Here is a 25149-nt window from a genome sequence, read left to right on the forward strand (position 1 = left end):
GTAGTCGTGCAGGGCGATGTTCGGAGCCGTGCGGACCGGTGCGGGACACGGCGAACGCGGGTACGCGGCACCCTGAGCGCCGGTGGGACGGGACGTCGCGCGCTCCCCGCGGACGTGTGCGTCAGCCGCGCGCCGAGAGGGAGAGGACGTCCGGCGGAAGGTCCTCAACGTGACCGGTGTCCCACGGACGGTCCCATCCGCCCGCCGCCAGGACGGCCGTGAGCAGCCCCGCGGTGAACCCCCACACGAGCATGCCGCCGACGCGGAACGCGGGACCGAGCCGCAGCCCGGACGGATGCCGGACGGTCAGCCGGTTCGCCGGGTCGGTCAGTTCGGCGATCGGGACGCGCGCGACCGTCGCGACCTCGCCGGGATGGCCGGGCGCCACCTCCGACGGCGCGCGCCACCAGCCCGCCACCGGAGTGACCCGGTGGTCACTGTGGGACAGGTACAGCTCGGGCAGCGTGGCGAGCACGTCCACGCCGGACGGCACGACGCCGGCCTCCTCCTGCGCCTCGCGCAGCGCCGCGGCGACCGGGCCGTCGTCCTCCGGGTCGATCCGGCCGCCGGGGAACGCGGGCTGGCCCGCGTGCTTGGTCAGCGTCGCGGCCCGCTCGGTGAGCAGCACGTCCGGACCGTGCGGGCCCTCGCCGAACAGGATGAGGACCGCCGCACGGCGGCTGCCCGCGGCGGGCCGCATCCCGTCGGGGACCTGCATCCGCGGGGCCTCGCGGACGAAGCGCTCCAGCCAGGCGGGATACGAGGAGGGTGCGGCGTCGATCACATCTCTCCCAACCCGGCGGCGGGCTCGTTGCTTCCCGCCGCCGCGATCCGGCATCCGGAACCCGGGGCCGGACACTGTCCGAAATCACACTGTCCGATATCCGTCGCGGCCCCCTCGGGGACCGGAACACCGATACCCAGGAAGCCGCTCGCCATCACCCTGGCACGCCGCCCACTCGCCGCGCCCCGGTCACACGCCCCCCGCCGCGCGCCGGTCACACGGCCCGGCGCCGCGTGCCGGTCACGCGGCGCGTCGCCGCCAAATCGATGCGTGCAACCACTGCCAAAGCCCTTCGATTCGCGATAGAAACCCCGATGACCGGCCTTGATCGTTTCAAGTCGGCAGCCGACGCGCAGGAGCATGACATGACCAACTGGCCGATTCTGGCGCAGTCCCACGACGCGCTGCGGACCGCCGTGGCCGCGGTCGCCGACTGGGGCGCCCCGACGCCCTGCGCGGACTGGACCGCCGCCCAGGTGTTCCAGCACGCGGCGGGCGACCAGATCGGGTTCGCGGCGTTCCTCACCGGCTGCCCGGGACCGTCCTACGACCCGTTCGCGCCGTCCGGGGTCCTCGACGGAGAACCCCGGGACCTGCTCGAACCGGCCCTCCGGCTCGCCGCCGAGGCGTGGGCGGGCGTCGCCACCAGCTCCGAGCAGGTGCACGTTCCGGTCCCGCCGAACGACATGCCCGCCGGGCTCGGCGTGGGCGCGTGCGCGCTCGACGCCGCCGTTCACGCCTGGGACCTCGCCAGGTCCGCCGGAGCCCCCTCGCCCGTGCCGACCACGCTCGCGCGCGACCTGCTCCCGGTGGCGCAGCAGATCGTCGAGCCGCTGCGCGCCTTCGGCGCCTACGCGCCCGCGCTGCCCGCGTCGTCCGGCGACGAGGTGGCCGCCCTCATGCGCTACCTGGGCCGCGACCCGAACTGGACGGCCTGACCCGCCCTTCGTGGCAGCCCGCAGGGCGGCACGTCAGCCTTCGGGCCGTCCGCGAAAGACCGGGACCGGGTCAGGCGAAGGAGCGGTCGCGGACGAGTTTCGCGGCCGTCACCGGGTCGGTCGGCCCCTCGCCGTAGGACGGGCAGAGGGGGGCGATCGCGCACGCCCCGCAGGCCGGGCGCTGCGAGTGGCAGATCCGGCGGCCGTGCCAGATCATCCGGTGCGACAGGATCGTCCACTCCTTGCGCGGGATGAGCTCGGCGACGTCCTGCTCGACCTTGACCGGGTCGTCGGACGCCGTCCAGCCGAACCGGCGGGCGAGGCGGCCGAAGTGGGTGTCCACGGTGATCCCCGGGACGCCGAAGGCGTTGCCGAGGACGACGTTGGCGGTCTTGCGTCCGACGCCGGGGAGGGTGACCAGGTCCTTCAGTTTGGCGGGGACCTCGCCGTCGAACCGTTCGACCAGTGCTTTCGACAGCCCCATGACGGACTTGGTCTTGGCCCGGAAGAACCCGGTCGGCTTCAGGATCGCCTCGACGTCCTCGGGGTTGGCGGCGGCCATGTCCGCGGGGGTCGGGTACTCCGCGAAGAGCTCCGGCGTCGTCAGGTTGACCCGCTTGTCCGTGGTCTGGGCGGACAGGACGGTCGCGACCAGCAGCTCGTACGGCGACGTGAAGTTCAGCTCGCAGTGGGCGTCCGGGTAGAGCTCGGCCAGCTCCCGGTTGATCCGCCGCGCCCGCCGGACGAGCCCCAGGCGCGTCTCCTCCTGCCATTTGCGCGCGCGAGGACGCGGCTTCTTCTCGGTGTTCGTCGCCATGGCGTTCAGCCTAGGTCGCCGCGGTCACCCGCCGGGCCCGCGAGCGATACCGGGTCGGGGCGGCCTCCGACAACGTGACGAGCATCACGCTGTCCGGCCCTCTCGGCGGATCAGAAGCACCCCGGGAGGCGTCCGCTTCCCTTTGGGCAACGGCGATGCATCGACTTCGGAACGTCCGGGCAAACGGCGCGTGAGCGAGGGGTAATCACGTCCGAAGAGGAGAAACGGTACGTTTGTGACCGCATTCACCCGCGGTTCCGTACACTGGATGCGCAGGTGACGTTCAGGAGACGGGGCGCCGCCGCGGTGGCGATCCGCCGGAAGCACCGCCGCCCGCGGCGGTACGGACGGCCCGGAGCGTCCGGTATCGGCGCGCCGTGGACCCTGCCTTCACGTACGCGGTGGGACGTACGTCACACTATGCATGTGGGTGTTCGAGGAGGAGAAGCGTGACCGACCGCGACGTGGACGTTCTGAGCAGGGCTCCGCTGTTCGAGGCCCTGGACGAGCAGGGTGCCAAGGCGCTGCGCGCCAACGTGACCGAGGTGCGGCTCGCCCGCGGTCAGACGCTGTTCAACGAGGGTGAGACCGGCGACCGGCTGTACGTGGTGCTGGAAGGCAAGATCAAGCTCACCCGGACGGCGCCGGACGGCCGGGAGAACCTGCTGAGCGTGCTCGGTCCGTCCGAGATGTTCGGCGAGCTGTCGCTGTTCGACCCGCGGCCCCGCACCGCCAGCGCGGTCGCCGTCACCGAGTGCCGCCTCGCCGGCCTCGGCCACGACGACCTGCGGCCGTGGCTGACCGGCCACCCGGAGGTCGCGGTGCAGCTGCTCCGCGCGCTCGCGCAGCGGCTCCGCAAGACCAACGACGTGATGGCCGACCTGGTCTTCACCGACGTCCCGGGCCGTGTCGCCAAGGCGCTGCTCGACCTGGCCGAGCGGTTCGGCCAGCCGTCGGAGGCCGGGCTGCACGTCCACCACGACCTCACCCAGGAGGAGCTGGCGCAGCTCGTCGGCGCGTCCCGGGAGACCGTCAACAAGGCCCTCGCCGACTTCGCCCAGCGCAACTGGCTGCGCATCGAGGCGCGTGCCGTCGTCATCCTCGACATCGAGCGCCTCCGCAAGCGCTCCAAGTAGCACCGGCGCCACGGCGCCCCGCTCCGGGCGGTCACCGACCGCCCGGGGGCCGAGGCGCCGTTCCGGGCATTCCGGACTCGGCCGCCACAAGGTCACGCCCAACCCGACGAACGCGCCCGCCGACCCGCGGGCGCGTTCGCGTTTCCCGTCACCCACGACCACAACCCGGCCAAACCAAGGCACAGCCCCACCCAACGCAGGCACTGCCGCCTTCCCGCGCGGGCACATCCGCCTAACGCCTCGTACGGCCGGCCCGGCCCGCACACGAGCGCCGAGCGTCAGGCCGGGTCCTGGGGGCGGTTGCGGGCCGCCAGGTAGTCCAGTTGGCTCTGGACGGACCATTCGGCCGCGGGCCACAGGTTGCGGTCCACGTCGGCGTAGACGATCTCCACGACCTCCCGGGCCGTCCGGGCGCCGGCCCGCACGGCGGCCTCGACCTGCGCCAGGCGCTCGCGGCGGTGGGCGATGTAGTGGTCGATCGCGCCGAGCGGGTCGTCCAGCTTGGGACCGTGGCCCGGCAGGACGGCGGCGGCGTCGTTGTCCTCGGCGAAGCGGCGCAGCCGGTCCAGGGACGCCAGGTAGTCGCCGAGCCCGCCCTCCAGCACGGTCGACCCGTAGCCGAGCACGGTGTCGCCGGTCAGGATCGCGCGGTCGGCGGGCAGCCAGAACGTCAGCGAGTCGTCGGAGTGGCCGGGCGTCTCCATGATCCGCAGGTCGAGCCCGCCGGCCGTCACCACGTCGCCCTCGACCAGGCCCTCGTCGCCGAGCCGGTGCCGGGGGTCGAGCGCCCGGACCTTCACGTCCGGCCCGGCCATCCCGGCGAACACCGCCGCACCGGCGGAATGGTCCGGATGGCCGTGCGTCAGCAGGACGAGCCCGACGCGCCGGCCGCCCGCCTCCGCCTCGGACAGGACGCGGCGCAGGTGCACCCGGTCCTTGGGGCCGGGATCGACGACCACGACCTCCTCGGCGCCGGGCTCGCAGAGGATCCAGGTGTTGGTGCCGTCCAGCGTCATGGGGGACGGATTCGGAGCGAGCACGCATCTCGCCCGATCCGTGCCGCTCCCGTCGATATCGCTCACGCGCCCCATCCTGCCCGACCGGCCGCGGAACCGTCCGGCGCGGGCCAGCCGCCGCGGCACCGACGTCCCGGCCAGCCGGAGGCCGAGTGCCCAGGTCAGCCGCGCCCGCGCCCCGGTCACACCGTCACACCGCCCCCGTCACACCGTCACACCGTCACACCGCCCCGTCACGTCGGCCCCATCACGCCCTCACACCGCCATCCCGCCACGGCGTCACGCGTCGTAGCGGACGGCGTCCTCGGGCAGGACGAGGTAGGGGTCGCCGTCGATGATCCGGCCCTGCGGCTCCAGCACGACGATCTCGCGCGGCGCGGCGAGGACGTCGGCGACCGTGTCGAAGCGGGCCAGCTCGTCCAAGGTGGCGAGGGTCGGGGGCAGCATGGGCCACTCGCCCGCCCGACCGCGCGCGGCGGCCTCGGCCGGGCGCACCCACGCCACCCGGTCGGCCTCGGTGCTGACGTCGCGGGCGCGCTGCCCGGCGGGCATGGCCGCGACGAAGAACCGCGTGTCGTAGCGCTTCGGCTCGATCGCAGGGGTGATCCAGTGCGCCCAGGGACGCAGCAGGTCCGACCGCAGGACGAGCCCGCGCGCATCGAGGAACCCGGCGAACGAGAGGGAGCGGTCCAGCAGCGCCTGCCGGTCCCGCTCCCACTCGTCGCCGCGCGTGTCGTCCACGACGGTCCCGCCGGTCGGCCCGGCGAGCAGCACGCAGGTCTCCTCGAACGTCTCCCGGACGGCCGCGCAGACCAGCTCGCGGGCGAGCTGCTCGTCCGCGCCGAACGCCCGCCCCCACTCGGCCGGGGACGGCCCGGACCAGCCGAGGCCGATCTCGCCGTCGCGCGGGTCGACCGAGCCGCCGGGGAACACGTACGCGCCGGGGGCGAACGCCATCGACCCCACGCGGCGCAGCATGAACGCCTGCAGCCCGTGCTCGGCGTGGTCGCGGAGCACGACCACGGTCGCGGCGTGCCGCGGCCGGACCGGCTCGATCGTCCCGGCCTCGATGCCCTCGATCTGCTTCCGGAACTCCGCCGGCAACCTCAACCCGTTCATGACGCCCCATTCGGGCATACCGAATGACATTCCGTCAAGATCGGCCGCCGGCCCGGACGAGGCGCCCGCACGACCGCCATGGACGGGAGGAGGCCGTCCAGTGGGTCAGGAGACCTCGGCGATCAGTTCGACCTCGACCGGCGCGTTCCTCGGCAGTACCGCGACGCCGACCGCGCTGCGCGCGTGCACGCCGGCCTCGCCGAACACCTCGCCCAGCAGGTCGCTCGCGCCGTTGACCACCTGCGGCTGGCCGGTGAAGTCGGGCGCGGACGCGACGAACCCGACGACCTTGACGATCCGCACGATCCGCGACAGCTCGCCGACCTCGGCCTTCAGCGCCGCGATCGCGTTCAGCGCGCAGACCCGCGCCTGCTCGGCCGCCTGCTCGGGGGTGACCTCCGCGCCGACCTTGCCGGTGACCGGGAGCTCGCCCTTCACCAGCGGGAGCTGCCCGGCGGTGTAGACCAGCGATCCGGTGCGGGCGGTCGGGACGTAGGCGGCCAGCGGACGGGCCACCTCGGGCAGTTCGAGCCCCAGCCCGGTGATCCGCTCTTCGGGAGTGCTCACGCTTACGGCTCCACTTCGCGCTTGAAGTAGGCCACCAGGTTCTCCGGGTTCGGCCCGGGCAGCACGGTGACGAGCTCCCACCCGTCCTGGCCCCAGTTGTCGAGGATCTGCTTGGTCGCGTGGACCAGCAGAGGCACGGTCGCGTACTCCCACTTCTTCATGGCGCTCAGCCTAGCGATCGCGCGGGGGCCGGAACGGGGTCCCCTGCCCGCGCGGCGTCGTAGGCGCCGCGCGCCGCCTCCACGTCCGGCATGTGCCGGTCCGCCCACTGCCGGACGGTCGCGACGACCGGCATCAGGCTCTCTCCCAGGACGGTCAGCGTGTAGTCCACCTGGACGGGGACCGACGCGGTGACGTGCCGTGCGACCAGGCCGTCCCGCTCCAGGGCGCGCAGCGACTGGGTGAGCACCTTGGCGCTGATCCCCGGGACGGCCCGGGCGAGCCGGGCATGGCGCATCGTGCCGTTCTCCGCGAGCCGGGTCAGCAGCATCGTCGTCCACTTGTTGCCGAGGACGGCCATCAGGCGGCTCGTCGGGCACGTCTCCATGTAGGCGTCGAACTCCGCCTTCGCCCACGCGCGCCGCTGCTCGGCGGTCATCGTCGGCATGTCCTCCACCTCCGGTCACTCGCGGACCCCACCTCCGGGTGAGGTACGCACCCGGAAGTAACCCCTTCCGGCGCCAGCCTCTTCCGCCCAGACTCGGAGGCGGGCGAGATTTTCCCGAAAAACCCATCTGACCAGGGAGTATTTGGCATGCGCGCGATCAGTGTGACGGAGTACGGCGGTCCGGAGACGCTGCGGGTGCGCGCGATCAGTGTGACGGAGTACGGCGGTCCGGAGACGCTGCGGGTGGCGGACGTCCCCGAGCCCGTTCCCGGGCCCGGAGAGGTGCGGATCCGGATCGAGGCGGCCACGGTCAACCCGGTCGATCTGGCGGCCCGCGCCGGCCACCTGGCGGCGCTGGCCCCGGACCTGCCGCTCGGCCTCGGCCTGGACGCGGCCGGCGAGATCGACGCCGTGGGGCCGGGTGTGGACCGGCTGGCCGCCGGCGACAAGGTCATCGGCCTGCGCGACCGGCTGCCCGTGCCGACGGGCGCGCACGCCGAGGCGATCGTGCTGGACGCGGCGGCCGCCGTCCACGCGCCCCGCACGCTGGACGCCGCGCACGCCGCCACGCTGCCCCTGAACGGCCTGACCGCGCTCCAGGGCCTGGACCTGCTGGACCTCCGCCCCGGCTCGACAGTGCTGATCACAGGCGCGGCCGGGGCCGTCGGGCGCTTCGCGGTGGAGCTGGGCGCGCTGCGCGGGCTCCGCGTGGTCGCCTCGGCGTCCGCGTCGGACGAGGCGGCGCTGCGGGAGGCGGGCGCCGCGCTTTTCGTCGGCCGCGACGAGCCGCTCGCACGGGCCGTCCGCGCCCTGGTCCCCGGCGGAGTGGACGGCGTCCTGGACGCGGCCGGACTCGGCATCCGCGCCCTGGACGCCCTCCGGAACGAAGGAGGGTTCGTCGCCGTCAACGGGGGCGCGGCGGTGCCGGTGAACCTTCGCGGCACGCACGTGCGGAACGTCTGGTTCCGGGCCGACACCGCCCAGCTGGAGTACCTGGTCCGCCTCGCGGACACCGGTCACATCAGCACCCGCGTCGCCGACGTCCTGCCCCTGGAGGACGCCGCGAGAGCGCACGTCCGCCTCGCCGAAGGCGGCCTGCGCGGACGCCTCGTCCTCCGCCCCGCCTGATCACCGCCGCCCGCCGCCACCGGCGAGCGGACGGTCAGCGTTCCTCGGCGCGGATCATGACGCGGCGGAGCAGGTCGGACAGCACGTGCCGTTCGTCCGGGTCCAGGGGGGCGAGGATGCGGCGCTCCTCGTCGCCCACGGTCCTCATCGCGCCCAGCCAGGCCGCCCGGCCCTCCTCGGTGAGCTCGACGTCGACGCGGCGGCGGTCGGTCTCGGAGGGCGTCCGGTGGACGAAACCGCGCGCGGACAGGCCGTCGAGGCGGCCGGTGACCGAGTTCGGCGCGATGCCGAGGTCCGCCGCGAGCTGCGAGGGGGCGGCGCGGCCCTTCCGCGCCGCCAGCGCGCGGAGCGTGTCGTACTCGTGCACGTGCAGGTCGCCGGCCGCCAGGGCCCGCTCCCGGACGCGCCGCAGGTGCCCGGAGATCTTGAGGAGGCGGATCACGGCCCCCTCGATGTCGGGGTCGAGGTCGGGGACGACGGGGGTCCAGCGTTCGACGTGGTCGTCCACCTTGTCGCGCGGCTGCATGGCGCACAAGGTATCAGCATCCGGCGAACTATTCGTTGACGAATAATTCGGTATCGATCTACTATTTCCGGCCATGACGCACCCCCTGCGCGACCGGGACTTCCGGTTGCTGTTCACCGCGCGGACGCTGTCCCTGTCGGGGGACGCCGTCGTCCCGGCGGCGCTGGCCCTGGCGGTCCTGCGCGTGACCGGGTCGGGCTCCGCGCTCGCGATCGTCCTCGCGGCGGCGATGCTGCCCCGGCTCGTGGCGCTCCCCCTCGGCGGCGTGCTCGCCGACCGCCGCGGCGCGCGGTCGATGGCGATCGGCACGGACACGCTCGCCTGCGCGGCCCAGCTGTGCACGGCCCTGCTGCTGCTCGGCGGACACCCGTCCCTGTGGCAGCTCGCCGCCGCGCAGGCCGTCGGCGGCGCGGCGTCCGGGCTGGCCCTTCCGACCCTGTCGCCGCTGGTCGTCGGCACCGCCCCCGCGGCGTCGCTGGGCCGCGCGAACGCGCTCCTGGGGACGGTCGCGGGCGCGACCCGGCTGCTCGGACCCGCCATCGCGGGCACCTTCGTGCTCACCGTCGGCCCCGGCTGGACGTTCCTGCTCGACGCCGGGTCCTTCGGAGCCAGCGCGGTTCTGATCTCGTGCGCACGGGTCAAGCACAGGGCCTCTGAAGACGGCGAACCGGCAAAGTCCCTACGCGCAGACCTGCGGCAGGGCTGGAGGGAAGTCCGCGCACGCGACTGGTACTGGACGAGCCTCATCGCCCACGCCGCATGGAACGGCGCACAGGGCGCCATGCTCACCCTCGCGCCGGTCATCGCCGTCCAGAGGCTCGGCGGAGAGACCGTCTGGATCGTCACCACCGAAGCCGGTGCGGCCGGACTCGTCCTCGGGTCCCTGATAGCGGGACGCTACCGGCCGCGCCGTCCGGTGGCCGTCGCCAACGCGGGCTTGGCCGCCTACGCGATCCCACTGACGGCGTTGGCGTTCTATGCTCCGGCCCCGGTTTTCGTGACCTGCTACGGCTTGGCGTTGGCGGGGCTCGGTTTCCTCAATCCCACATGGTCATCGACCGTGCAGGCCATCATCCCCGCCAAATCGCTCGCAAGGGTCTCGTCCTACGACTGGCTGTTGTCGCTGGCAGCCGCGCCTCTCGGCTACACGCTCGGCCCCTGGGCCGCGTCCGCGTGGGGGCCGCGGGCCCCGCTGCTGGTCGCGGCCGTTCTGGTCGCCGCGTCCTGCCTGGGCACGCTGGCTGCCCCGGGCGTCCGCCGCCTCACCTTGGAACCTCCCAAGGCCGCACCGACGCCCGAGAAACAACCTGTCTGAGCTTCTGACAACACCGAGCGCTTGGGCAACACGAGCGTTTCCGGCAACACCGAGAGGTGGGCGGCCCCGGGACCACGGCGGTGACCGGGGCCGCCGACTCCGCTACCGCGGAGGACGAGGGCCGGACGGGTCCTCGCCGCCGCCCCCGATCCCCCTCTGGTCCTCCGGACGCGCGAGACCGGGCGCCTCCTCACCGCGCTTCGCCTCGTCCAGCTCCTGCTGCCGCCGCGCCGACTCGTCCAGTTCGTGGTGCTGCGGCTCGTCCAGGCCCAGCACCGGCGGGACGTCCTCGACCGACTGCATCGGCGGGGCCTGCTCGGTGGCCTTGGCGAGATCGTGCTCGGCCTTGGCGAGCCGCTCGCTCAGGTCCTGCTTCGGCTCGCCCGCGCCCGCCTGCTGCGCCGCCTGCGAACCGCCCGCCGCGCGCTCGAAGAACCGCAGGATCTCCACCGGCAGCGGCATGACCAGCGTGCTGTTCTTCTCCGCCGACACCTCGACGACCGTCTGCAGCAGGCGCAGCTGCAGGGCCGCCGGGTCCTGCGACATGATCTCGGCCGCCGCCGCCAGCCGCTTGGACGCCTGGAACTCGCCGTCCGCGGTGATGATCCGCGCGCGCCGCTCCCGCTCGGCCTCGGCCTGCCGGGCCATCGACCGCTTCATGCCCTCCGGCAGCGACACGTCCTTGATCTCGACCCGCTCGATCAGGATGCCCCACGGGTCCTGGGTGATCGTGTCGATGATGCCGCGCAGCCGCGCGTTGATCTTCTCCCGCTCGCCCAGCAGCTCCTGCATGTCGGACTGGCCGATGATCGACCGGAGCGAGGTCTGCGCGACGGTGGACACCGCGTAGCCGTAGTTCTGCACGTTCACGATCGCCTTCACCGGGTCCACCACCCGGAAGTAGACGACCGCGTCCACCCGCACGCTCACGTTGTCCTGGGTGATGCCCTCCTGCGCGGGCACGCCCATGGTCACCGTCTGCTGGTTGACCTTCTGCATCCGCTCGACGAGCGGCAGGATGACGGTCAGGCCGGGTTTGCGCACCGCGCCCGGGCGGAGCTGGCCGCCGCGCTGCACCTGGCCGAACCGGAACACGATGCCGTGCTCGAACTGCTGCACCACCCGGACCGCCGACGCCAGCCCGATGAGCGCGACCACAGCGATCGCTATGACAAGGAAGAGGACCACCGCCATGGCGGGCCGCCTTTCAGCCGACTTGCCCCTGGGCCCGGCCCCCGGGCCCGGGCGGACCGGCCGCCTCGGCGGCCCGCGGGTCACCCGGTCCGGTGATCGGGCGCGGCGGGCCGGCGTCCGGTTCGCGTTTCCCAGCTAACCCGGTGGGCACGTCCGAGACAACGGTCCGCACCCGGAGTGACACCGTGTCAGGGATCACTTATGTACCGGGAGCCGGACTCCGAGGTCCTTGCCGAGCGAACGATATGGTCGATCGGGTGAGCGCGAGAGACACCGACTGGGACGGCGTACGCCTCCACGTGGTCACCGGGAAGGGCGGCACCGGCAAGACCACCGTCGCCGCCGCCCTGGCCCTGGCCCTGGCGGCGGGCGGACGCAGGGTACTGCTGGTTGAGGTCGAGGGGCGGCAGGGGATCGCCCAGCTCTTCGACGTCCCGCCGCTGCCCTACGAGGAGCGCCGCGTCGCGGTCGCCCCGGACGGCGGCGACGTCCACGCGCTCGCGGTGGACACCGAGGAGGCGCTCATCGAATACCTCGAGATGTTCTACAACCTCAAGCGCGCCGGGAAGGCGATGACCAAGCTCGGCATCGTCGACTTCGTCACCACGATCGCGCCCGGCCTGCGCGACGTCATCCTCACCGGCAAGACCTCCGAGTCGGTGCGGCGGCGGAACAAGGACGGCTCGTTCATCTACGACGCCGTCGTCATGGACGCCCCGCCGACCGGCCGCATCACCAAGTTCCTCAACGTCAACGAGGAGGTCTCCGGGCTCGCCAAGGTCGGCCCGGTCCGCAACCACGCCGACACCGTGATGAAGGTCGTGCGGAGCCCGGAGACGGCCGTCCACTTCGTCACGCTGCTGGAGGAGATGCCCGTCCAGGAGACGATGGACGGCATCCACGACCTGCGCGAGGCCGGACTCCCGGTCGGCGGCGTGTTCGTGAACATGGAGCACAAGCCCGTCCTGCCGCCGGACGCCCTCGCCGCCGCGGCGGCCGGGGAGCTGGACACCGACGAGATCGTCCGCGGCGTCAAGGCCGCCGGCCTGGAGAACGGCGCCGAGCGGATCGCCGCCGTCCTCGTCGCCGAGGCCGCCGAGCACGCCCGCCGCACGACCCTCCAGGCCCGCGAGAAGGAGCGCCTGGAGAGCCTGGACATCCCCCGCTACACCCTCCCCCTGCTCCCGCACGGCATGGACCTCGCCGGCCTCTACACCCTGGCCGAGGCCATCCGGACCCAGGGCGCCGCATGACCGCCCCCACGGACGCGGCGACCGCGGTGGGCGTGACGGACGCGGTGACCGTGGCGGACGCGCGGGAGCGCGCGCAGGAGGGCGGCGTCCGGACGCGCCGCATGACCCCTGGTTCGACGGAGACTGTCTGATGAGCCCGACCGGCAAGACCCCGCCCGCGCTGGACGTCGACGAGCTGCTGGACGACGCGCGCACGAAGATCATCGTGTGCTGCGGCTCCGGCGGCGTCGGCAAGACCACCACGGCCGCCGCGCTCGGCGTGCGCGCCGCCCGGCGCGGCCGGGACGTCGTCGTCCTCACCGTGGACCCGGCGCGGCGGCTCGCCCAGTCGATGGGGCTGTCGGAGCTGGACAACAACCCGCGCCGCATCGAGGTCGGCGGCGACGGCGAGCTGCACGCGATGATGCTCGACATGAAGCGCACCTTCGACGAGATCGTCGAGGCGCACGCCGATCCGGACCGGGCCCGGCAGATCCTCGCCAACCCCTTCTACCAGTCGCTCTCCTCGTCCCTGTCGGGCACGCAGGAGTACATGGCGATGGAGAAGCTCGGCCAGCTGCACCGCTCCGGCGCCTGGGACCTGATCATCGTGGACACCCCGCCCTCCCGGAACGCGCTGGACTTCCTGGACGCGCCCGAGCGGATGGGCCGCTTCCTGGACGGCCGGTTCATGAAGATCCTCGCCGCCCCGGCCAAGACCGGCGGCCGGTTCGGGGTGAAGGTGATCAGCGCCGGGTTCGGCATGTTCACCGGCGTCATCAACAAGGTGCTGGGCGTCCAGCTGCTGCGCGACGTGCAGACGTTCGTGGCCGCGTTCGACACGATGTTCGGCGGGTTCCGCGAGCGCGCCGAGAAGACGTTCCGGCTGCTCCAGACGCCGGGCACCGCGTTCCTGGTCGTCGCCGCCCCCGAGCCGGACGCGCTGCGCGAGGCGTCCTACTTCGTGGAACGGCTCGCCGAGGAGCGGATGCCGCTCGCCGGGCTGGTGGTGAACCGCGTCCACGAGGCCGACGACCTGCTGTCCGCCGCGCGCGCCCAGGCCGCCGCCGAGACGCTGGAGGAGCGCGGCGAGCACCCGCTCACCGCCGCGCTGCTGCGCCTGCACACCGACCGCGTCCAGCTCGCGGCGCGCGAGGAGCGGCTGCGCGAGAACTTCTCGTCCGCGCATCCGACCGTCCCGGTCGTCGCCGTCCCCGCTCAGGCGGAGGACGTCCACGACCTCGACGGCCTGGACCGCGTGGGCGCCGATCTGGCCGGCGCCTGACCTCCGACCCGCGAGGGCCGCGCGCCTGCCTGGGGACACGACAGCCGTGCGCCTGCCTGGGGAACCGACGGCCGTGCGCCTGCCTGGGGACGCGACGGTCTCGTGAGCCGCTTGTACGGCCTGACCTGGGGATTTACAGGCGCTTCTTGGGGAAATGACGCGGCGCGCCACAAGCTTCGGCGCGTGTCGCGTTATACGGCGAATGCCCGGTGGGTGAATGGCTCCCACCGGGCATTCGTCGTCCTATGACCGCGATGCGCGTCAGAACGGCACTTCCCCTATCTGAAGGCGGGCAAACCGCAAGATCATGGCCGGATCCGGTCATCGGGGTCGCAAGGACGCCTCCAATGCCCTTTCCGGCCCGTCCGAAATAGGCTGTGACCTGGCACGACAACGGCTGCGGTCCCGTCTCGCGATGATCGGGGGACCGCAGCCGTGTGCTCTTGTCGGTGCTCTTGGGAGCTCGTCGGTGCTCGTCCGTGCCGGTGTCCGGGCGTTCACGTTCGCACCCGCGGAGTTCGCGCACGTCCGGCCAACCCGGGCCGGACGCCCTCCCCACGAGAGCGCGCCTCCGCCGAGGGGCGAACGCTCGCCTCGCCGGGACGCCGGAGGACGGGGCCTAGCTCGCGACGAGCTCGCTCTCGTCGCCGTCGACCGACCGCTCGTACTCCTCCTTGGCGGTCTCCAGCAGATCGCGCCACGAGAGCACGTCCGGTCGCCGCCGCAGCAGCGCGCGCCGTTCCCGCTCGGTCATCCCGCCCCACACGCCGAACTCGATCCGGTTGTCGAGGGCGTCGGCGAGACATTCGGTCCGCACCGGGCAGCCGCGGCAGATGAGCTTGGCCCGGTTCTGCGCCGCACCCTGTACGAACAGGGCGTCCGGATCCGCGTTACGGCAGGCGGCGCGGGCGGTCCAATCCGTGATCCACATCTTGGCCCCACTCCCCTAGGGTCTGTGTCGATTTGCGCTCTATGGCCAGACGGGCGCGGACGTCGGGCCGCCAAACGAAAGCCGTGGGGAAGAACTTACGGAAGCGAGGGACGATTCAACAGCCCCCGATGGGCCCATTCTCGATATAGCCCACCGGGGCCATACCGCCGGAACGGACTAGTTACCTGTACTTGACGCGCGTGCCACGCCGCGGGTTGTCACCCTTGGGGCGGCCCTACGGGAACACAGCGGTTGGGGGGACTATGTTCGGGCTAAATCGCGGCGGGGCGGGGCAACCCGGCCCGAATGCACTGGTGGCGCCGCGTACTCTAGTCCCGTGCATGATGCGAACGAAGGTCGGGGGAACGCCTTCTCCACGCTGTTCCGGTTGCTCGCGGCGAGCATCGCCGCCGGAGTCCTGGTCGCGCTGATCGCCCTGCCGGGCGTCGGCTCGACCGGCATGACGGCGCGCGACGCGGCGGAGAACTTCGAGAGCATGGACAGCAAGCTCGACTCGACACCACCGTCGGAGAAGACGGTCGTCTACGACGCGAGCGGCACCCAGATCGCGACCTTCTTCGACCGGTACCGCGAGTCCGTCCGGCTCGACCAGGTCGCGCCCATCATGCGCACCGCGATGGTCGACATCGAGGACTACCGCTTCTACCACCACGGCGCGCTCGACCTGAAGGGCACCATCCGGGCCCTGGCGTCGAACGTCGAGTCCGAGGGCACGCAGGGCGGGTCCACGCTCACGCAGCAGTACGTCAAGAACATCCTGGTCGACCGGGCGCGCAACCAGAAGGAGTACCAGGAGGCGACGGCCCCGACGGCCGGCCGCAAGCTCCGCGAGCTGCGCTACGCCCTCGACATCGAGCGCAAGATGTCCAAGGACAAGATCCTCGAGGGTTACCTCAACATCGCCTACTTCGGCGCGGGCGCCTACGGCATCCAGGCCGCGGCCATGCGCTACTTCAGCAAGCCCGCCGCCCAGCTCACCCTGGACCAGGCCGCGCTGCTGGCGGGCATCACGCAGAACCCGAACGCCTACGACCCCATCCGCTTCCCGGACGCCGCCAAGAACCGCCGCAACACCGTCCTGCGCCGCATGCAGGAGCTCAACCACATCACCAAGGCGCAGGCGGACGCCGCGGTCGCCAAGCCCATCCGGCTGAACCGCACCGACCCGACCGGCGGCTGCGAGACCAGCAAGGCCCCGTTCTTCTGCGAGTACGTGAAGTACGAGATGCTCAACGTCCTCTCGGACGGCAAGTACTGGTCGCTCCCGGGCAAGCGGCAGGTCGAGTACGTCAACAAGCTCAACCGCGGCGGCTACACCGTCCGCACCACGCTCGACATGGACGCCCAGCGCTCCCTCGACTCGGCGCTGCGCGGCACGGTCACGCCGTCCGGCAACCGGGTCGCGGCCGAGGCCATGGTTCAGCCCGGCACCGGCAAGCTCCTCGCGGTGGGGCAGAGCAAGCGGTTCGGCGACTCCAAGGGCCGCACCAGCCTGAACCTGGCCGCCGACACCGCGCACGGCGGCGGCGCGGGCGTCTCGGCCGGCTCGACCTTCAAGGTCTTCACCCTCGCCGAGGCACTCGACCAGGGCATCCCGGTCAGCACCACGATCAACTCGCCGCAGACCACCTCGGTGAACTATCCGATGTGCAAGATCGGCAAGCTCAGCGGCGGCGGCCCCTGGCCCTCGGTCAGCAACGCCGGCGACTCCGAGGCGGGCAACTTCAACCTCAAGAGCGGCACCTGGCACTCGGTGAACACCTTCTACGCCGAGCTGGAGAAGCGGGTCGGCGTCTGCAACGCGGTGAAGATGGCCGAGAAGTTCGGCCTGCGCAAGGCCACCGGCGCGCCGCTCGACCCCAACCCGTCCCAGGTGCTCGGCACCAACGACGTCGACATGGTGCACCTCGCCGCCGCCTACGCGGGCTTCGCGGCGCGCGGCCGGTACTGCTCGCCGGTCGCCATCACCCAGATCGTCGACCCGCAGGGCAAGTCGCTGAAGCTCCCCCCGCAGGACTGCCACCAGGCCGTCGACTCCAGCGTCGCGGACGAGGTCAACTCGATCCTCACCGGCGTCCTCACCAAGGGCACCGCGAAGAACATCGGCGGGATCGGCCGCCCGGCCGCCGGCAAGACCGGCACCTGTGAGAACTTCACCTGCGCCGTGTTCGCCGGCCACACCCCGAACCTGGCCGCCGCGGTCGCCTACTGGGACTTCCGCGGCCCCTGGAAGTACCCGGTCTACGGCGTCTACGGCGCCGACATCCCGGCGCCGATCTGGGCGCGGTCCATGCGCGGCGCACTGGCGGGCAAGCCGTCCCCCGGCTTCACCTCGCCGACCAAGAACTTCGGCGACACGACCAAGGTCCCGGACCTGAAGGGCCAGTCGGTCGGCGCTGCGACCGCGGCGCTCAAGTCCGCCGGTTTCCAGGTGAAGGTCTCGCCGCGTCCGGTGAACTCCGACCAGCCCAAGGGCACGGTCGCGTCCACCTCCCCGGGCGCCGGCTCGGACGCCGACCTCAACACCGTCGTGATCCTCTACCTCAGCAACGGCTCCGCGAAGAAGCCGCCAGCCGGCCAGAAGCCCGGCCAGCAGCCCACCCAGGGCGCCAACGGCTGGCCCTGGCCCTTCTGACCCGCACGACGACGAGGCCCCGGCAGCACTCGGCTACCGGGGCCTCTCCATGGACACCAGGACGCTCAGCGGACGACGCGATGCGCCGAAACCGGTGCGGCGTCACCAGGACGCTCAGCGCCCGGACCTCTCACCCGCGACGCCCGTGATCAGGACGGGGCGAGCTGACGCTTCACCTCGGCGGCGACGCGTCCACCCTCGGCGCGTCCGGCGACCTTCGGGTTCACGACCTTCATGACCTGCCCCATGGCCCGCGGACCGTCCGCTCCGGTCTCCGCGATCGCGTCGGCGACCAGCGCGGTCAGCTCGACGTCGGAGAGCTGCGCGGGCAGGTAGCCGTCCAGCACTTCCTGCTCGTCGCGCTCGGCCTGGGCCTGCTCGGTACGGCCGGCGTCCGCGAACGCCTGCGCGGCCTCGCGCCGCTTCTTGGCCTCGCGGGTCAGCACCCGGACGACGTCCTCGTCGGACAGCTCGCGAGCCTGCTTCCCGGCGACCTCCTCGTTCTTGACCGCCGTCAGCGCCATCCGCAGGGTGCGGGTGCGCACCTCGTCGCGGGCCTTCATGGCGACCGACAGGTCGGCCTCCAGCTTCTCCTTCAGGGAACTCATGGTCACATGATGCCCGCTGCGTCCCGGTGACCTCATCAGGATTACCGAGCGGTCCGGGACTCTGGAACGATTGGAGGGGAGCATCCGGAGGGAGAACCGTGCGAAAGCTCTACAGCGTGCCCCTGGCCCTGGCGGGGACGGGCGCCGCGACGTTCGGCTACGCCTCACTGGTGGAGCGGAACTGGTTCCGCCTGCGCCGGTTCGAGGTCCCCGTGCTGCCGCCGGGCCGTCCGTCCGTCCGCGTCCTGCACATCTCGGACGCGCACCTGACGCCCGGCCGCCGCCGCCTGATCGACTGGGTCCGGTCCCTGGACGCCCTGGAGCCCGACCTCGTCGTCAACACCGGCGACTCCCTCGGCCACCGCGACGCCGTCGGCCCCTTCCTGGACGCCCTCGGCCCCCTCCTCGACCGTCCCGGCGCGTTCGTCTTCGGCTCGAACGACCTGTACTCGCCGACGTTCAAGAACCCGCTCCGCTACGTCTGGCGCACCAGCAAGTCCGACTACGCCAAGCGCCGCCGCGAGCCCGACCTCCCGTACCGCGAGCTGGCGTCCTCGCTCCGCGCCGCGGGCTGGCTCGACCTCAACAACCGCATCGGCCGCCTCAAGGTCGGCGACCTGGACGTCGAGTTCGGCGGCATCGACGACTCCCACATCAACCGCGACCGCTACGACAAGATCGCGGGCCCCGTGGACCCCCAGGCCGACGTCCACCTCGGCGTCACGCACTCCCCCGAGCCCCGCAACCTGGACCGGTTCGCCGCCGACGGCTACGACCTCCTGCTCGCGGGCCACACCCACGGCGGCCAGGTCTGCGTACCCTTCTACGGCGCCCTGGCCACCAACTGCGGCATCGACCGCCCCCGCGTGAAGGGCCTGCACCCCTACAACGGCGCCTGGCTCCACGTCTCCGCCGGCCTCGGCACCTCCCCGACCGCCCCCATGCGCTTCTGCTGCCCCCCGGAGGCGAGCCTCCTCACCCTCGTCCCCCGCACCTGACCGGCAAAGGGGCGCACTTCACCCCGATAACCCGTCCACAGCACTCCCCGACATCCGCTAGAGTTGGTTCAGGCGCCGGGAGGAACGTACGACTTCCCGGGCAGCCACCAACCGGGGTGTAGCGCAGCTTGGCAGCGCGCTTCGTTCGGGACGAAGAGGTCGTGGGTTCAAATCCCGCCACCCCGACGCCATGTCAAAGCCGCCTTCCGATCGTGGAAGGCGGCTTTGACGTTTTGCGTACAGCAGCCGGATACAGCAACGCGCCCTGACGACTACAGCCTGAACGCGTCCCCAAGGGCTTCAGCGCCTCCACCGTCTTCTCGTCGGTGGCCTGCGTGTAGACCTCCATGTCACGTCGATCGCGGGGCATGGCGCAGGATGCGCATGGCCATGCGCGGGTGAACGTCCAGGGCCGCGAGCAGTGTGGCGCAGGTCGCACGCGTGTCCCCGCACCTTGATCAGGCGAACGCTCGCATTTCCGACCCCGATTGGCGAACTGTTGGGCATGGGAGTTCACTGCCCTTTGTTCACAGGACGGGATTGTCGGCGTTGACCTCGGCTGGCCCTCGCTGGCGCAGTCCAATGAACTCGTCCGGGGGACTCACGTGCGCTCGTCGCCTACTGCTGCCGGCGTGGGGTCGTCGTTGGGGGGCTCGTTGTCCTCATCGAGGATCTCGGCGTCAACGATATTGACGATGTCGACAACTTCGTCGGAGTCCGCATCGGCGGCAGACGAGTCGGCGACCGTCTCGATCCCGTAGCGCTCACGCAGGAACCGCTCGCGGTAGAGGTGCTCTGCGTCGTCCGTGATGCGCTTCAGAAGTATCGTGTTCGCCCCCGCACCGAGCGCGATGCCCATGATCGGTACCGCCTGTCCGAGCTTCTTCTTCGTAAGAGTGAAACCGAAACGTGTGAAGACCTTCTGCACCACCTTGGTCACGACGTTCTGGTTGAGCTGATCCCACGTCGCACGCCGGGCAAGCGCTTGAACGAGCTTGTTGATTTCCGCATAGGCAGCGAGCTTCGCGCCCTCGGAAGCCGTGCCGAGGCCGAGGATGCCGAGGACGAAGAGCTGCTCGTCGGGATGCTCGGCGTCGTAGCCGTAATATGCACCGATGTGCGCGACGGCCCGGTGGCCCGCGACGAGAACCGCCGCAGCGTCGGCCACCAGCGTCCCCATGAACAGTGCAGCACCGGGTGCGGCCCCCGCTCCGGCGCCGGCGACGGTGCCCCCCGCGGCGAGCAGACCGCCTCCGGAGGCGGCGAAGCCCGCTCCTGCACCTTCGGCGGTGGCGAAGGTGGTGTAGCGAAGGCCTAGCCGCGGCTTGACCTTGTCGATCAGTTCGAGATCGAGTGTCCGGATGTCCTCAAGATCGTCCACGTCGCCGCCGCGCTTGCGATACGCCTTGACGACGGAGGCCTTCGGCACGGTCGCCATGGCCGCCCGACCCCCCAATCCCGCCAATGCTTCCAGCGACCCGACGAAGATGCTCTCGAAGTCGGGCAGACCGGGCAGGACTCTGACGGAGTTGCGGACCTTCCGTCCGGCGACCCGAAGGCGCTCTCGTGTCCCTTCCGACACGACACGGGGCGTGCGCACGGCCAGCCGCTTCTGCCGCCACTCCTCGATCTCGTCCCACGCCTTGCGATCGTACGGCGTCATATCACCGGACATTCGTTTCCGTTCGTCGTTCCCCTGAGAATTATTAGAGGATTTTCGCGGGCTATGGCATCTTTTGCTTCCGGCCCGGTTGTCGTATAAAGGCCGTCCCCTTAGCGGCGCCAGGCCGGCATCAGTTGGCGCTCGTCCGCGCCAGCTTTGGTCAGGTTGCTGCACTCGGGGACGCGCCCGACGATCTCTGACAGGTCATCCCATGAAAGGCGGACGGCGTTTTCGGTTTGGGGTTGCGTTGAGAGGAACCGTGTGAGGCGGGCCCACTCGGCTCGTCCGCTGCTCTCACTCGGCACGATGTTCCGCCTTCCGAACGTGAGGCCTTTCCCACTCGGTACGCGTTTTATTTCGGCGTGGTGCCACGATGCCACGATGTCGTCGACTGCGCTAGCGGAAGCTTCAATTGGGGCAGAGGGCGTTGTTCACGAGGGTGTTCTCGGCTTGGGAGATGCGGAGGACGTCTTGTGGAGTGGCCGCCTGGACGCCGGAGAGGGAGACTGCGACTGTGCGGCCGTCGGGGGTCGTGCCGGTGGCGGTGATCCAGCCGGAGTCGCCGCCCTCGTGGCCCCAGTAGGTGCCGCCGCAGGTGAGGGGGTGGGAGAAGATCCCCAAGCCGTCGCGGGCGCCGGGCATGAGAGGTTCGAACTGCTTGCCGATCGGGACGGTCGTCTTCATCTGGGCCAGCTGCGCCGGGGGCAGGAGGCGTCCCGTCAGGAGAGCGTGGAAGAACGTGGTGAGGTCGGCGGTCGTGGAGACGAGGCCGGCCTCCCCGTTGTTGACCAGGCTGACCTGGTCGGTGACGTCCGTGATCGGTTCGCTGGGCTTGAAGCGCTGGTAGGTCTGGGCGTGGGGCTGGGGCAGTTTGGGGGACGTGCCCGGCCAGGTCGTGTGCTGGAGGTTCAGCGGCCGGACGATCCGGTTTCTCACCTCTTCGTGCCAGGGATGGCCGGTGACCCGCTGGATGATCAGGCCGAGCAGCGTGTAGCCGGTGTTGGAGTAGATCCACTGCTTGCCGGGGGGCTTGAAGTCCGGCTGGTGGCGCATGGCCCGGGCGACGATCTGCTTGGCCGTGTAGGTGTCGTAGCGGTGCTGCTGGAAGTCCTTCGCCGACGTGTAGTCGGGGAAGTCGTCGTGGATGCCGCTGGTGTGCTGGAGCAGGTGGCGGATGGTGATCGTGCGGCCGTCGTTGCCGCTGCCGGAGACCGTGCCGGGCAGGTGGCGCTCCACCGGGTCGTCCAGGCCGAGTCTGCCTTCGCCCACCAGCTGGAGGATCACGGTCGCCGTGAACGCCTTGGTGACGCTGGCGATCCGGAAGTGGCCGTCCGGGGAGACGGGACGGCGGGTATTCAGGTCGGCGACGCCGCTGGTGGCGGTCAGGTTCCGCCCGTCCGGGGTGATCACGCGGGCCTGGACGCCCGTCACGCCGAGCGCGGTGATCGCGGCGGCGTCCCGCTCGAGGACGGAGGGTCCGCGGACGGTGCTCGTACCGGAGCCGCAGCCCGCGGTGAGGGTTACGGCCGCGAGGGCGGCCAGGGCCAGGAGGGATCGGCCGCGCCGAATCGGTGAGCTCGTCATGGGCATCGACGCTAGGTCCGGCGGAAGGGCGCGGACGATACAGCTCACCAGCCGGAAGATGGGGTGGCGGGCTGTAGTGCAGTGTCAGCGGGTGACGTCCACCGGGGTGCCTGGGGGGACGGCGCGGAGGCGGAGCAGGGATCTGTTGTGCAGGCGGATGCATCCGTGGGAGATGCGGGCACCCCAAGTTCCGATGGCACGGTCGCGGCCGAGGGGGCCGTGGATGCCGATGACGGCGTCGCCCGAGCCTTCCCAGTTGGAGATGCGGCGGGAATGGGCGGACGTGACCAGGATGAACGGGCCGTAGCCGTTGTTGGGACGGGGCGGCCCCTGGCGAAAGGCGACGAAGAACTTGCCGATGGGTGTGGGGTCGTCGGGGGCTCCGACGCCGGCCGGGGCGGACATGACGCGGCGGCCGTTCTTGTAGAGCTTCAGGTGCTTGCTGGAGAGGTCGATGACGATGCGGTAGGGCGTGCTGGTGAGTTTCACGTCCTCGCGGCGGAGCCAGGTGGTCGAGCCGTTCGGGCGTTGGGCCAGGCGAACGCGGACCCAGCCGGGCCGGGACGCGATCACCGGAAGCGCGGACGGACGGCCGAACCAGTAGACCGGGACTTCGCCTTTTTCGCGCTTCCCGGGACGGACGTACCGGGGGGCGTCGGTGTTGAGCGTGGCGACCTGGGTGATGTCGGAGCGCGGCATGAGCTGTGGGCGGGCCGCGCTCGCCGGAGTCGGGTGGACGATCGCCAGCATCGCGGGAGGGACGACCAGGAGCGTCCGGCGCGCCGTCTTCCGGTACCGCCGCGGGTGCGGAGGCCGCGGGCTGTGCAGGTCCTGGACTTCCACGTTCTCCCCTACGCTTCGTGATCGCTACGCCACCGAACGTCTGTCACCTTCAGGAAGGCTCTCATGTCCCCGCTGGTCAGGGGGCATGGTTGGGGACACTGCCCGAGGGCCTGATCCCGGGTTCGGGATCAGGCCCACATGCAGGGTGCGGTGTGGCGTCAGCCCGTCACCGGGACGCGTCCGTAAGCGACCGCCCAGGCCGGCCGGGACACGACCGGGACGTGCGGTCCCGGCGGTGTTCCTTCGGCGACGGAGCGGTTCCGGACGACCTGCCTCTTCAGGTCCTTGGCGCGGACGCGGTAGGTCGTGGCGCAGGGTCATCGACTCGTCCGGCGCGAGCGTCCGCCTCGGGCAGTGGATCGCGGACAGGCCGCGGAGCCGGTCGACGACGCGGTCGAGCGGCGCGCGCCCCGGGTTGCTCACCCGGTAGGTGTAGTGGATCTTCTCGCCCGGCCGGGAGAACGTCGTCGGACGCGCGCGCTTGCGCACCGCCGTCCCGGGTGGCGTCAGGGTCCCGTCACCGCCGACAGGCCGGACAGGGTGTCGGTGACGCCCACGTCGTTCAGCGTGACGTTCCCGGTGTTGTCCACCTCGTAGGTGTAGCGGATCGTCTGCCCCATGCTGGAGAAGGACGCGACCGCCGTGCACACTCTCGTTCGATTCAACCGGCGGAACAGTCCGCGACGGTGTGACCACCCATGTTCCCCCCACGGCCCAGCTTGATCAAACGGAGCGTGTCCTACCCGCTACCGATCATGAGAGATCTCCATGTTTTCGCTGTTCAGAGGCGCTTTTAGACAATGCCACCGAAACGGTCAGGCAGGTGGGGTGGGCAGGCCGGGTCGGGGCGGGTCAGGTCCAGAGCTGGCGGAGCCGCCACGCGTCCGAGGCGGACGCGGTGACCTCGGCGATGGCGGGCGCTCCGCCGGGAGTGGTCACGTGCAGGCGGAGGAGGCGCGGAGCACCCGGCGGCTGCCATTCGGCCATGACGCGCCGGACGCCGAAGCTGCTGCCGTCCGGACGGATGAGGCGGACGGGACGGCCGGTGGCGGTGGTCTCCGCGGTGACGGACTGATCGAGGTGCATGCCCCCATGCTAGAACACACGTTCGAAGAAGGCCGCGATTGGTGGCGTGTCGGCGGTGGCTCCCGGGCGTGCGGCGTCGATTCGTCCATGGGTATGGCGGTTTGTCGACGCGCTCCCTCGCCGTGCGGGAGGACTTCGCGAACGGGCGCGGGGAGGTGGAGCCGGGACGGAGCGGCGGCGCGCCCCGTCCCGGCTCCACCGTTTCAGCGGGTCGGGAAGGCGCCGAGGGCGGCGACCCAGCCCTGCTTCTCGAAGAGGAGGCGGTCGCTGGCCGGGTCCGTCACGGAGTCGTCGTACTCGAGGAGCTGGGCGGACGACGGGTCCACGACGAGGCGGACGCCCTCGGAGGTGAGCGCGACGCCCCGGCGCCCCTGGGCGTCGGTGGTGTGCCCGGTGGCGCGGACCGATGGGCAGTCGGCCAGGATCCGGTACAGGGACGACCTGGTCCCGGAGGAGGTCGGGGCCATGAACAGGTCCCAGGCGGCGACGAAGACGTACTGGCAGTAGGAGGCCGGGGCCGTGTACCCGTGCGCGCCGCCCTTCCGGTCCTGCACCCAGAGCCCGCGCAGGAAGGGGTCGAGGTCCGCCTTCGTGCCGGGCAGCCCCGGAACGGTCCTCCAGGCGATCTCGTGGGAGCCGGTCACCGGGTTCACGATGTGCGACGGCTTGTCGTACGTCACGCTGAACGGCTTGGTCGCGGTGGTCCCGCCGTTGACGTCCAGGGGCGGGGAGCCCGCCGCCCGCCAGGCCGCCTCGTCCTTCTTGGTGGGGAAGGTGACGCGGACGTCCAGCGGCCCGCGCGAACGCAGCCGCACGGCGGTCTTCCCGGGAAGGGAGCAGACCCAGTCCTCACTGCTGGCCGCGGTGCTCGCCCGGAACGGCAGCGGCTTGGCGTCCGGCTTCGCCTTGCTGTGCAGCGGCTCCCCCACCTTCTGGAGCATGCGGGTGCGCGAGTACCAGCAGGAGCCGTGGGTGGTCGGCTGTCTGGCGGCGTTGTCCGCGCTGGCCAGCAGGAAGGCGCGGGTGTCGATCGCGGCGGACGGGGCCGTCCGGCCGTGTCCGCCGCCGTCGCCGCCGGGCAGGGTCGCGGCGACGGCCACGGCCGCGGCGGCCGTC

Annotated in this window: 27 protein-coding genes and 1 tRNA gene; 10 read left to right on the forward strand and 18 right to left on the reverse strand. The window is 71.6% G+C overall.

The window, feature by feature from the left end:
* Nucleotides 1-121: 121 nt before the first annotated feature.
* A complete protein-coding gene (locus DZF91_RS11030) occupies nucleotides 122-784 on the reverse strand; it encodes an NUDIX hydrolase (protein WP_407920903.1) in 663 nt (220 codons plus the stop codon).
* A gap of 365 nt (nucleotides 785-1149) precedes the next feature.
* Between DZF91_RS11030 and DZF91_RS11035 the strand changes: the two genes are divergently transcribed.
* Nucleotides 1150-1722: a maleylpyruvate isomerase family mycothiol-dependent enzyme gene (locus DZF91_RS11035; RefSeq protein WP_199486548.1), complete on the forward strand. Its 573-nt coding sequence runs from the start codon at nucleotides 1150-1152 to the stop codon at nucleotides 1720-1722.
* Between the two features lie 70 nt (nucleotides 1723-1792).
* Here the strand turns inward: DZF91_RS11035 and nth are convergent, their stop codons facing one another.
* A complete protein-coding gene (gene nth / locus DZF91_RS11040) occupies nucleotides 1793-2539 on the reverse strand; it encodes an endonuclease III (RefSeq protein WP_117357375.1) in 747 nt (248 codons plus the stop codon).
* A 449-nt stretch (nucleotides 2540-2988) separates the two neighbouring features.
* Between nth and DZF91_RS11045 the strand changes: the two genes are divergently transcribed.
* On the forward strand, nucleotides 2989-3675 hold the full coding sequence (locus DZF91_RS11045) for a Crp/Fnr family transcriptional regulator (protein ID WP_026412280.1): 687 nt from the start codon (nucleotides 2989-2991) through the stop codon (nucleotides 3673-3675).
* 278 nt (nucleotides 3676-3953) lie between these two features.
* Here DZF91_RS11045 and DZF91_RS11050 read toward each other — a convergent pair whose 3' ends face one another.
* The 5 genes from DZF91_RS11050 to DZF91_RS11070 form a co-directional block, all read right to left on the reverse strand.
* On the reverse strand, nucleotides 3954-4766 hold the full coding sequence (locus tag DZF91_RS11050) for an MBL fold metallo-hydrolase (protein ID WP_199486553.1): 813 nt from the start codon (nucleotides 4764-4766) through the stop codon (nucleotides 3954-3956).
* 204 nt (nucleotides 4767-4970) lie between these two features.
* Nucleotides 4971-5840, reverse strand: a complete 870-nt coding sequence (locus DZF91_RS11055; protein WP_235834207.1) for an NUDIX hydrolase — start codon at nucleotides 5838-5840, stop codon at nucleotides 4971-4973.
* A 75-nt stretch (nucleotides 5841-5915) separates the two neighbouring features.
* Nucleotides 5916-6377 (reverse strand): RidA family protein, encoded by a 462-nt coding sequence (locus tag DZF91_RS11060; RefSeq protein WP_117357376.1) that lies wholly within the window; start codon nucleotides 6375-6377, stop codon nucleotides 5916-5918.
* 2 nt (nucleotides 6378-6379) lie between these two features.
* Nucleotides 6380-6538, reverse strand: a complete 159-nt coding sequence (locus tag DZF91_RS11065; RefSeq protein WP_117357377.1) for a DUF4177 domain-containing protein — start codon at nucleotides 6536-6538, stop codon at nucleotides 6380-6382.
* Between the two features lie 5 nt (nucleotides 6539-6543).
* Complete coding sequence (locus DZF91_RS11070) at nucleotides 6544-6984, reverse strand: winged helix-turn-helix transcriptional regulator (RefSeq protein WP_117357403.1); 441 nt, start codon at nucleotides 6982-6984, stop codon at nucleotides 6544-6546.
* 147 nt (nucleotides 6985-7131) lie between these two features.
* Here DZF91_RS11070 and DZF91_RS11075 point away from each other — a divergent pair, with 147 nt between their 5' ends.
* Nucleotides 7132-8112, forward strand: coding sequence for an NADP-dependent oxidoreductase (locus DZF91_RS11075; protein WP_117357378.1), 981 nt, complete (start codon nucleotides 7132-7134; stop codon nucleotides 8110-8112).
* A gap of 34 nt (nucleotides 8113-8146) precedes the next feature.
* On the opposite strand, the gene DZF91_RS11080 is transcribed toward DZF91_RS11075, so the two are convergent.
* Nucleotides 8147-8638 carry a MarR family winged helix-turn-helix transcriptional regulator gene (locus DZF91_RS11080; RefSeq protein ID WP_117357379.1) on the reverse strand — a complete coding sequence of 164 codons (492 nt, stop codon included), beginning with the start codon at nucleotides 8636-8638 and terminating at the stop codon, nucleotides 8147-8149.
* Nucleotides 8639-8711: 73 nt separating this feature from the next.
* On the opposite strand from DZF91_RS11080, the gene DZF91_RS11085 reads away from it, so the two are divergent.
* Entirely contained in the window at nucleotides 8712-9953 is a 1242-nt protein-coding gene (locus tag DZF91_RS11085) for an MFS transporter (protein ID WP_117357380.1), read from the forward strand.
* A gap of 102 nt (nucleotides 9954-10055) precedes the next feature.
* Here the strand turns inward: DZF91_RS11085 and DZF91_RS11090 are convergent, their stop codons facing one another.
* Nucleotides 10056-11147, reverse strand: a complete 1092-nt coding sequence (locus DZF91_RS11090; RefSeq protein WP_117357381.1) for a slipin family protein — start codon at nucleotides 11145-11147, stop codon at nucleotides 10056-10058.
* A gap of 257 nt (nucleotides 11148-11404) precedes the next feature.
* Between DZF91_RS11090 and DZF91_RS11095 the strand changes: the two genes are divergently transcribed.
* The 3 genes from DZF91_RS11095 to DZF91_RS11100 are packed head-to-tail and all read left to right on the forward strand — an operon-like array spanning nucleotide 11405 to nucleotide 13664.
* Nucleotides 11405-12400: an ArsA-related P-loop ATPase gene (locus DZF91_RS11095; RefSeq protein WP_235834208.1), complete on the forward strand. Its 996-nt coding sequence runs from the start codon at nucleotides 11405-11407 to the stop codon at nucleotides 12398-12400.
* Nucleotides 12397-12531 (forward strand): hypothetical protein, encoded by a 135-nt coding sequence (locus DZF91_RS42640; protein WP_268915931.1) that lies wholly within the window; start codon nucleotides 12397-12399, stop codon nucleotides 12529-12531. Before DZF91_RS11095 ends, DZF91_RS42640 begins: the two co-directional genes overlap by 4 nt.
* Nucleotides 12531-13664, forward strand: a complete 1134-nt coding sequence (locus tag DZF91_RS11100; protein ID WP_117357383.1) for an ArsA family ATPase — start codon at nucleotides 12531-12533, stop codon at nucleotides 13662-13664. Before DZF91_RS42640 ends, DZF91_RS11100 begins: the two co-directional genes overlap by 1 nt.
* Nucleotides 13665-14283: 619 nt before the next feature.
* Here DZF91_RS11100 and DZF91_RS11110 read toward each other — a convergent pair.
* A complete protein-coding gene (locus tag DZF91_RS11110) occupies nucleotides 14284-14595 on the reverse strand; it encodes a WhiB family transcriptional regulator (RefSeq protein ID WP_117357385.1) in 312 nt (103 codons plus the stop codon).
* A 337-nt stretch (nucleotides 14596-14932) separates the two neighbouring features.
* Between DZF91_RS11110 and DZF91_RS11115 the strand changes: the two genes are divergently transcribed.
* The gene (locus DZF91_RS11115) at nucleotides 14933-17251 is read left to right on the forward strand and encodes a penicillin-binding protein (RefSeq protein WP_147341102.1); all 2319 of its coding nucleotides are present in this window, start codon (nucleotides 14933-14935) and stop codon (nucleotides 17249-17251) included.
* 149 nt (nucleotides 17252-17400) lie between these two features.
* On the opposite strand, the gene DZF91_RS11120 is transcribed toward DZF91_RS11115, so the two are convergent.
* On the reverse strand, nucleotides 17401-17859 hold the full coding sequence (locus tag DZF91_RS11120) for a GatB/YqeY domain-containing protein (RefSeq protein ID WP_117357387.1): 459 nt from the start codon (nucleotides 17857-17859) through the stop codon (nucleotides 17401-17403).
* A 98-nt stretch (nucleotides 17860-17957) separates the two neighbouring features.
* Between DZF91_RS11120 and DZF91_RS11125 the strand changes: the two genes are divergently transcribed.
* Both DZF91_RS11125 and DZF91_RS11130 read left to right on the forward strand, forming a co-directional pair.
* A complete protein-coding gene (locus tag DZF91_RS11125) occupies nucleotides 17958-18857 on the forward strand; it encodes a metallophosphoesterase (protein ID WP_117357388.1) in 900 nt (299 codons plus the stop codon).
* 112 nt (nucleotides 18858-18969) lie between these two features.
* A tRNA-Pro gene (locus DZF91_RS11130) sits at nucleotides 18970-19043 on the forward strand.
* A 415-nt stretch (nucleotides 19044-19458) separates the two neighbouring features.
* Here DZF91_RS11130 and DZF91_RS11140 read toward each other — a convergent pair.
* The 7 genes from DZF91_RS11140 to DZF91_RS39675 all read right to left on the reverse strand — a co-directional run.
* Entirely contained in the window at nucleotides 19459-20520 is a 1062-nt protein-coding gene (locus DZF91_RS11140; protein ID WP_158587912.1) for an EcsC family protein, read from the reverse strand.
* 408 nt (nucleotides 20521-20928) lie between these two features.
* Entirely contained in the window at nucleotides 20929-22104 is a 1176-nt protein-coding gene (locus DZF91_RS11145) for a serine hydrolase domain-containing protein (protein ID WP_158587913.1), read from the reverse strand.
* Between the two features lie 84 nt (nucleotides 22105-22188).
* On the reverse strand, nucleotides 22189-22947 hold the full coding sequence (locus tag DZF91_RS11150) for a L,D-transpeptidase (protein ID WP_199486549.1): 759 nt from the start codon (nucleotides 22945-22947) through the stop codon (nucleotides 22189-22191).
* Nucleotides 22948-22971: 24 nt separating this feature from the next.
* Nucleotides 22972-23436 (reverse strand): DUF7507 domain-containing protein, encoded by a 465-nt coding sequence (locus tag DZF91_RS43240; protein ID WP_456236645.1) that lies wholly within the window; start codon nucleotides 23434-23436, stop codon nucleotides 22972-22974.
* Nucleotides 23437-23453: 17 nt separating this feature from the next.
* Nucleotides 23454-23612: a DUF7507 domain-containing protein gene (locus tag DZF91_RS11155; protein ID WP_199486550.1), complete on the reverse strand. Its 159-nt coding sequence runs from the start codon at nucleotides 23610-23612 to the stop codon at nucleotides 23454-23456.
* A 187-nt stretch (nucleotides 23613-23799) separates the two neighbouring features.
* Complete coding sequence (locus DZF91_RS11160; RefSeq protein WP_117357391.1) at nucleotides 23800-24033, reverse strand: hypothetical protein; 234 nt, start codon at nucleotides 24031-24033, stop codon at nucleotides 23800-23802.
* Between the two features lie 203 nt (nucleotides 24034-24236).
* On the reverse strand, nucleotides 24237-25149 hold a 913-nt coding region (locus DZF91_RS39675; protein WP_199486551.1), incomplete at its 5' end, for a hypothetical protein.

Source organism: Actinomadura logoneensis, assembly GCF_003428695.1.
Classification (GTDB): domain Bacteria; phylum Actinomycetota; class Actinomycetes; order Streptosporangiales; family Streptosporangiaceae; genus Spirillospora; species Spirillospora logoneensis.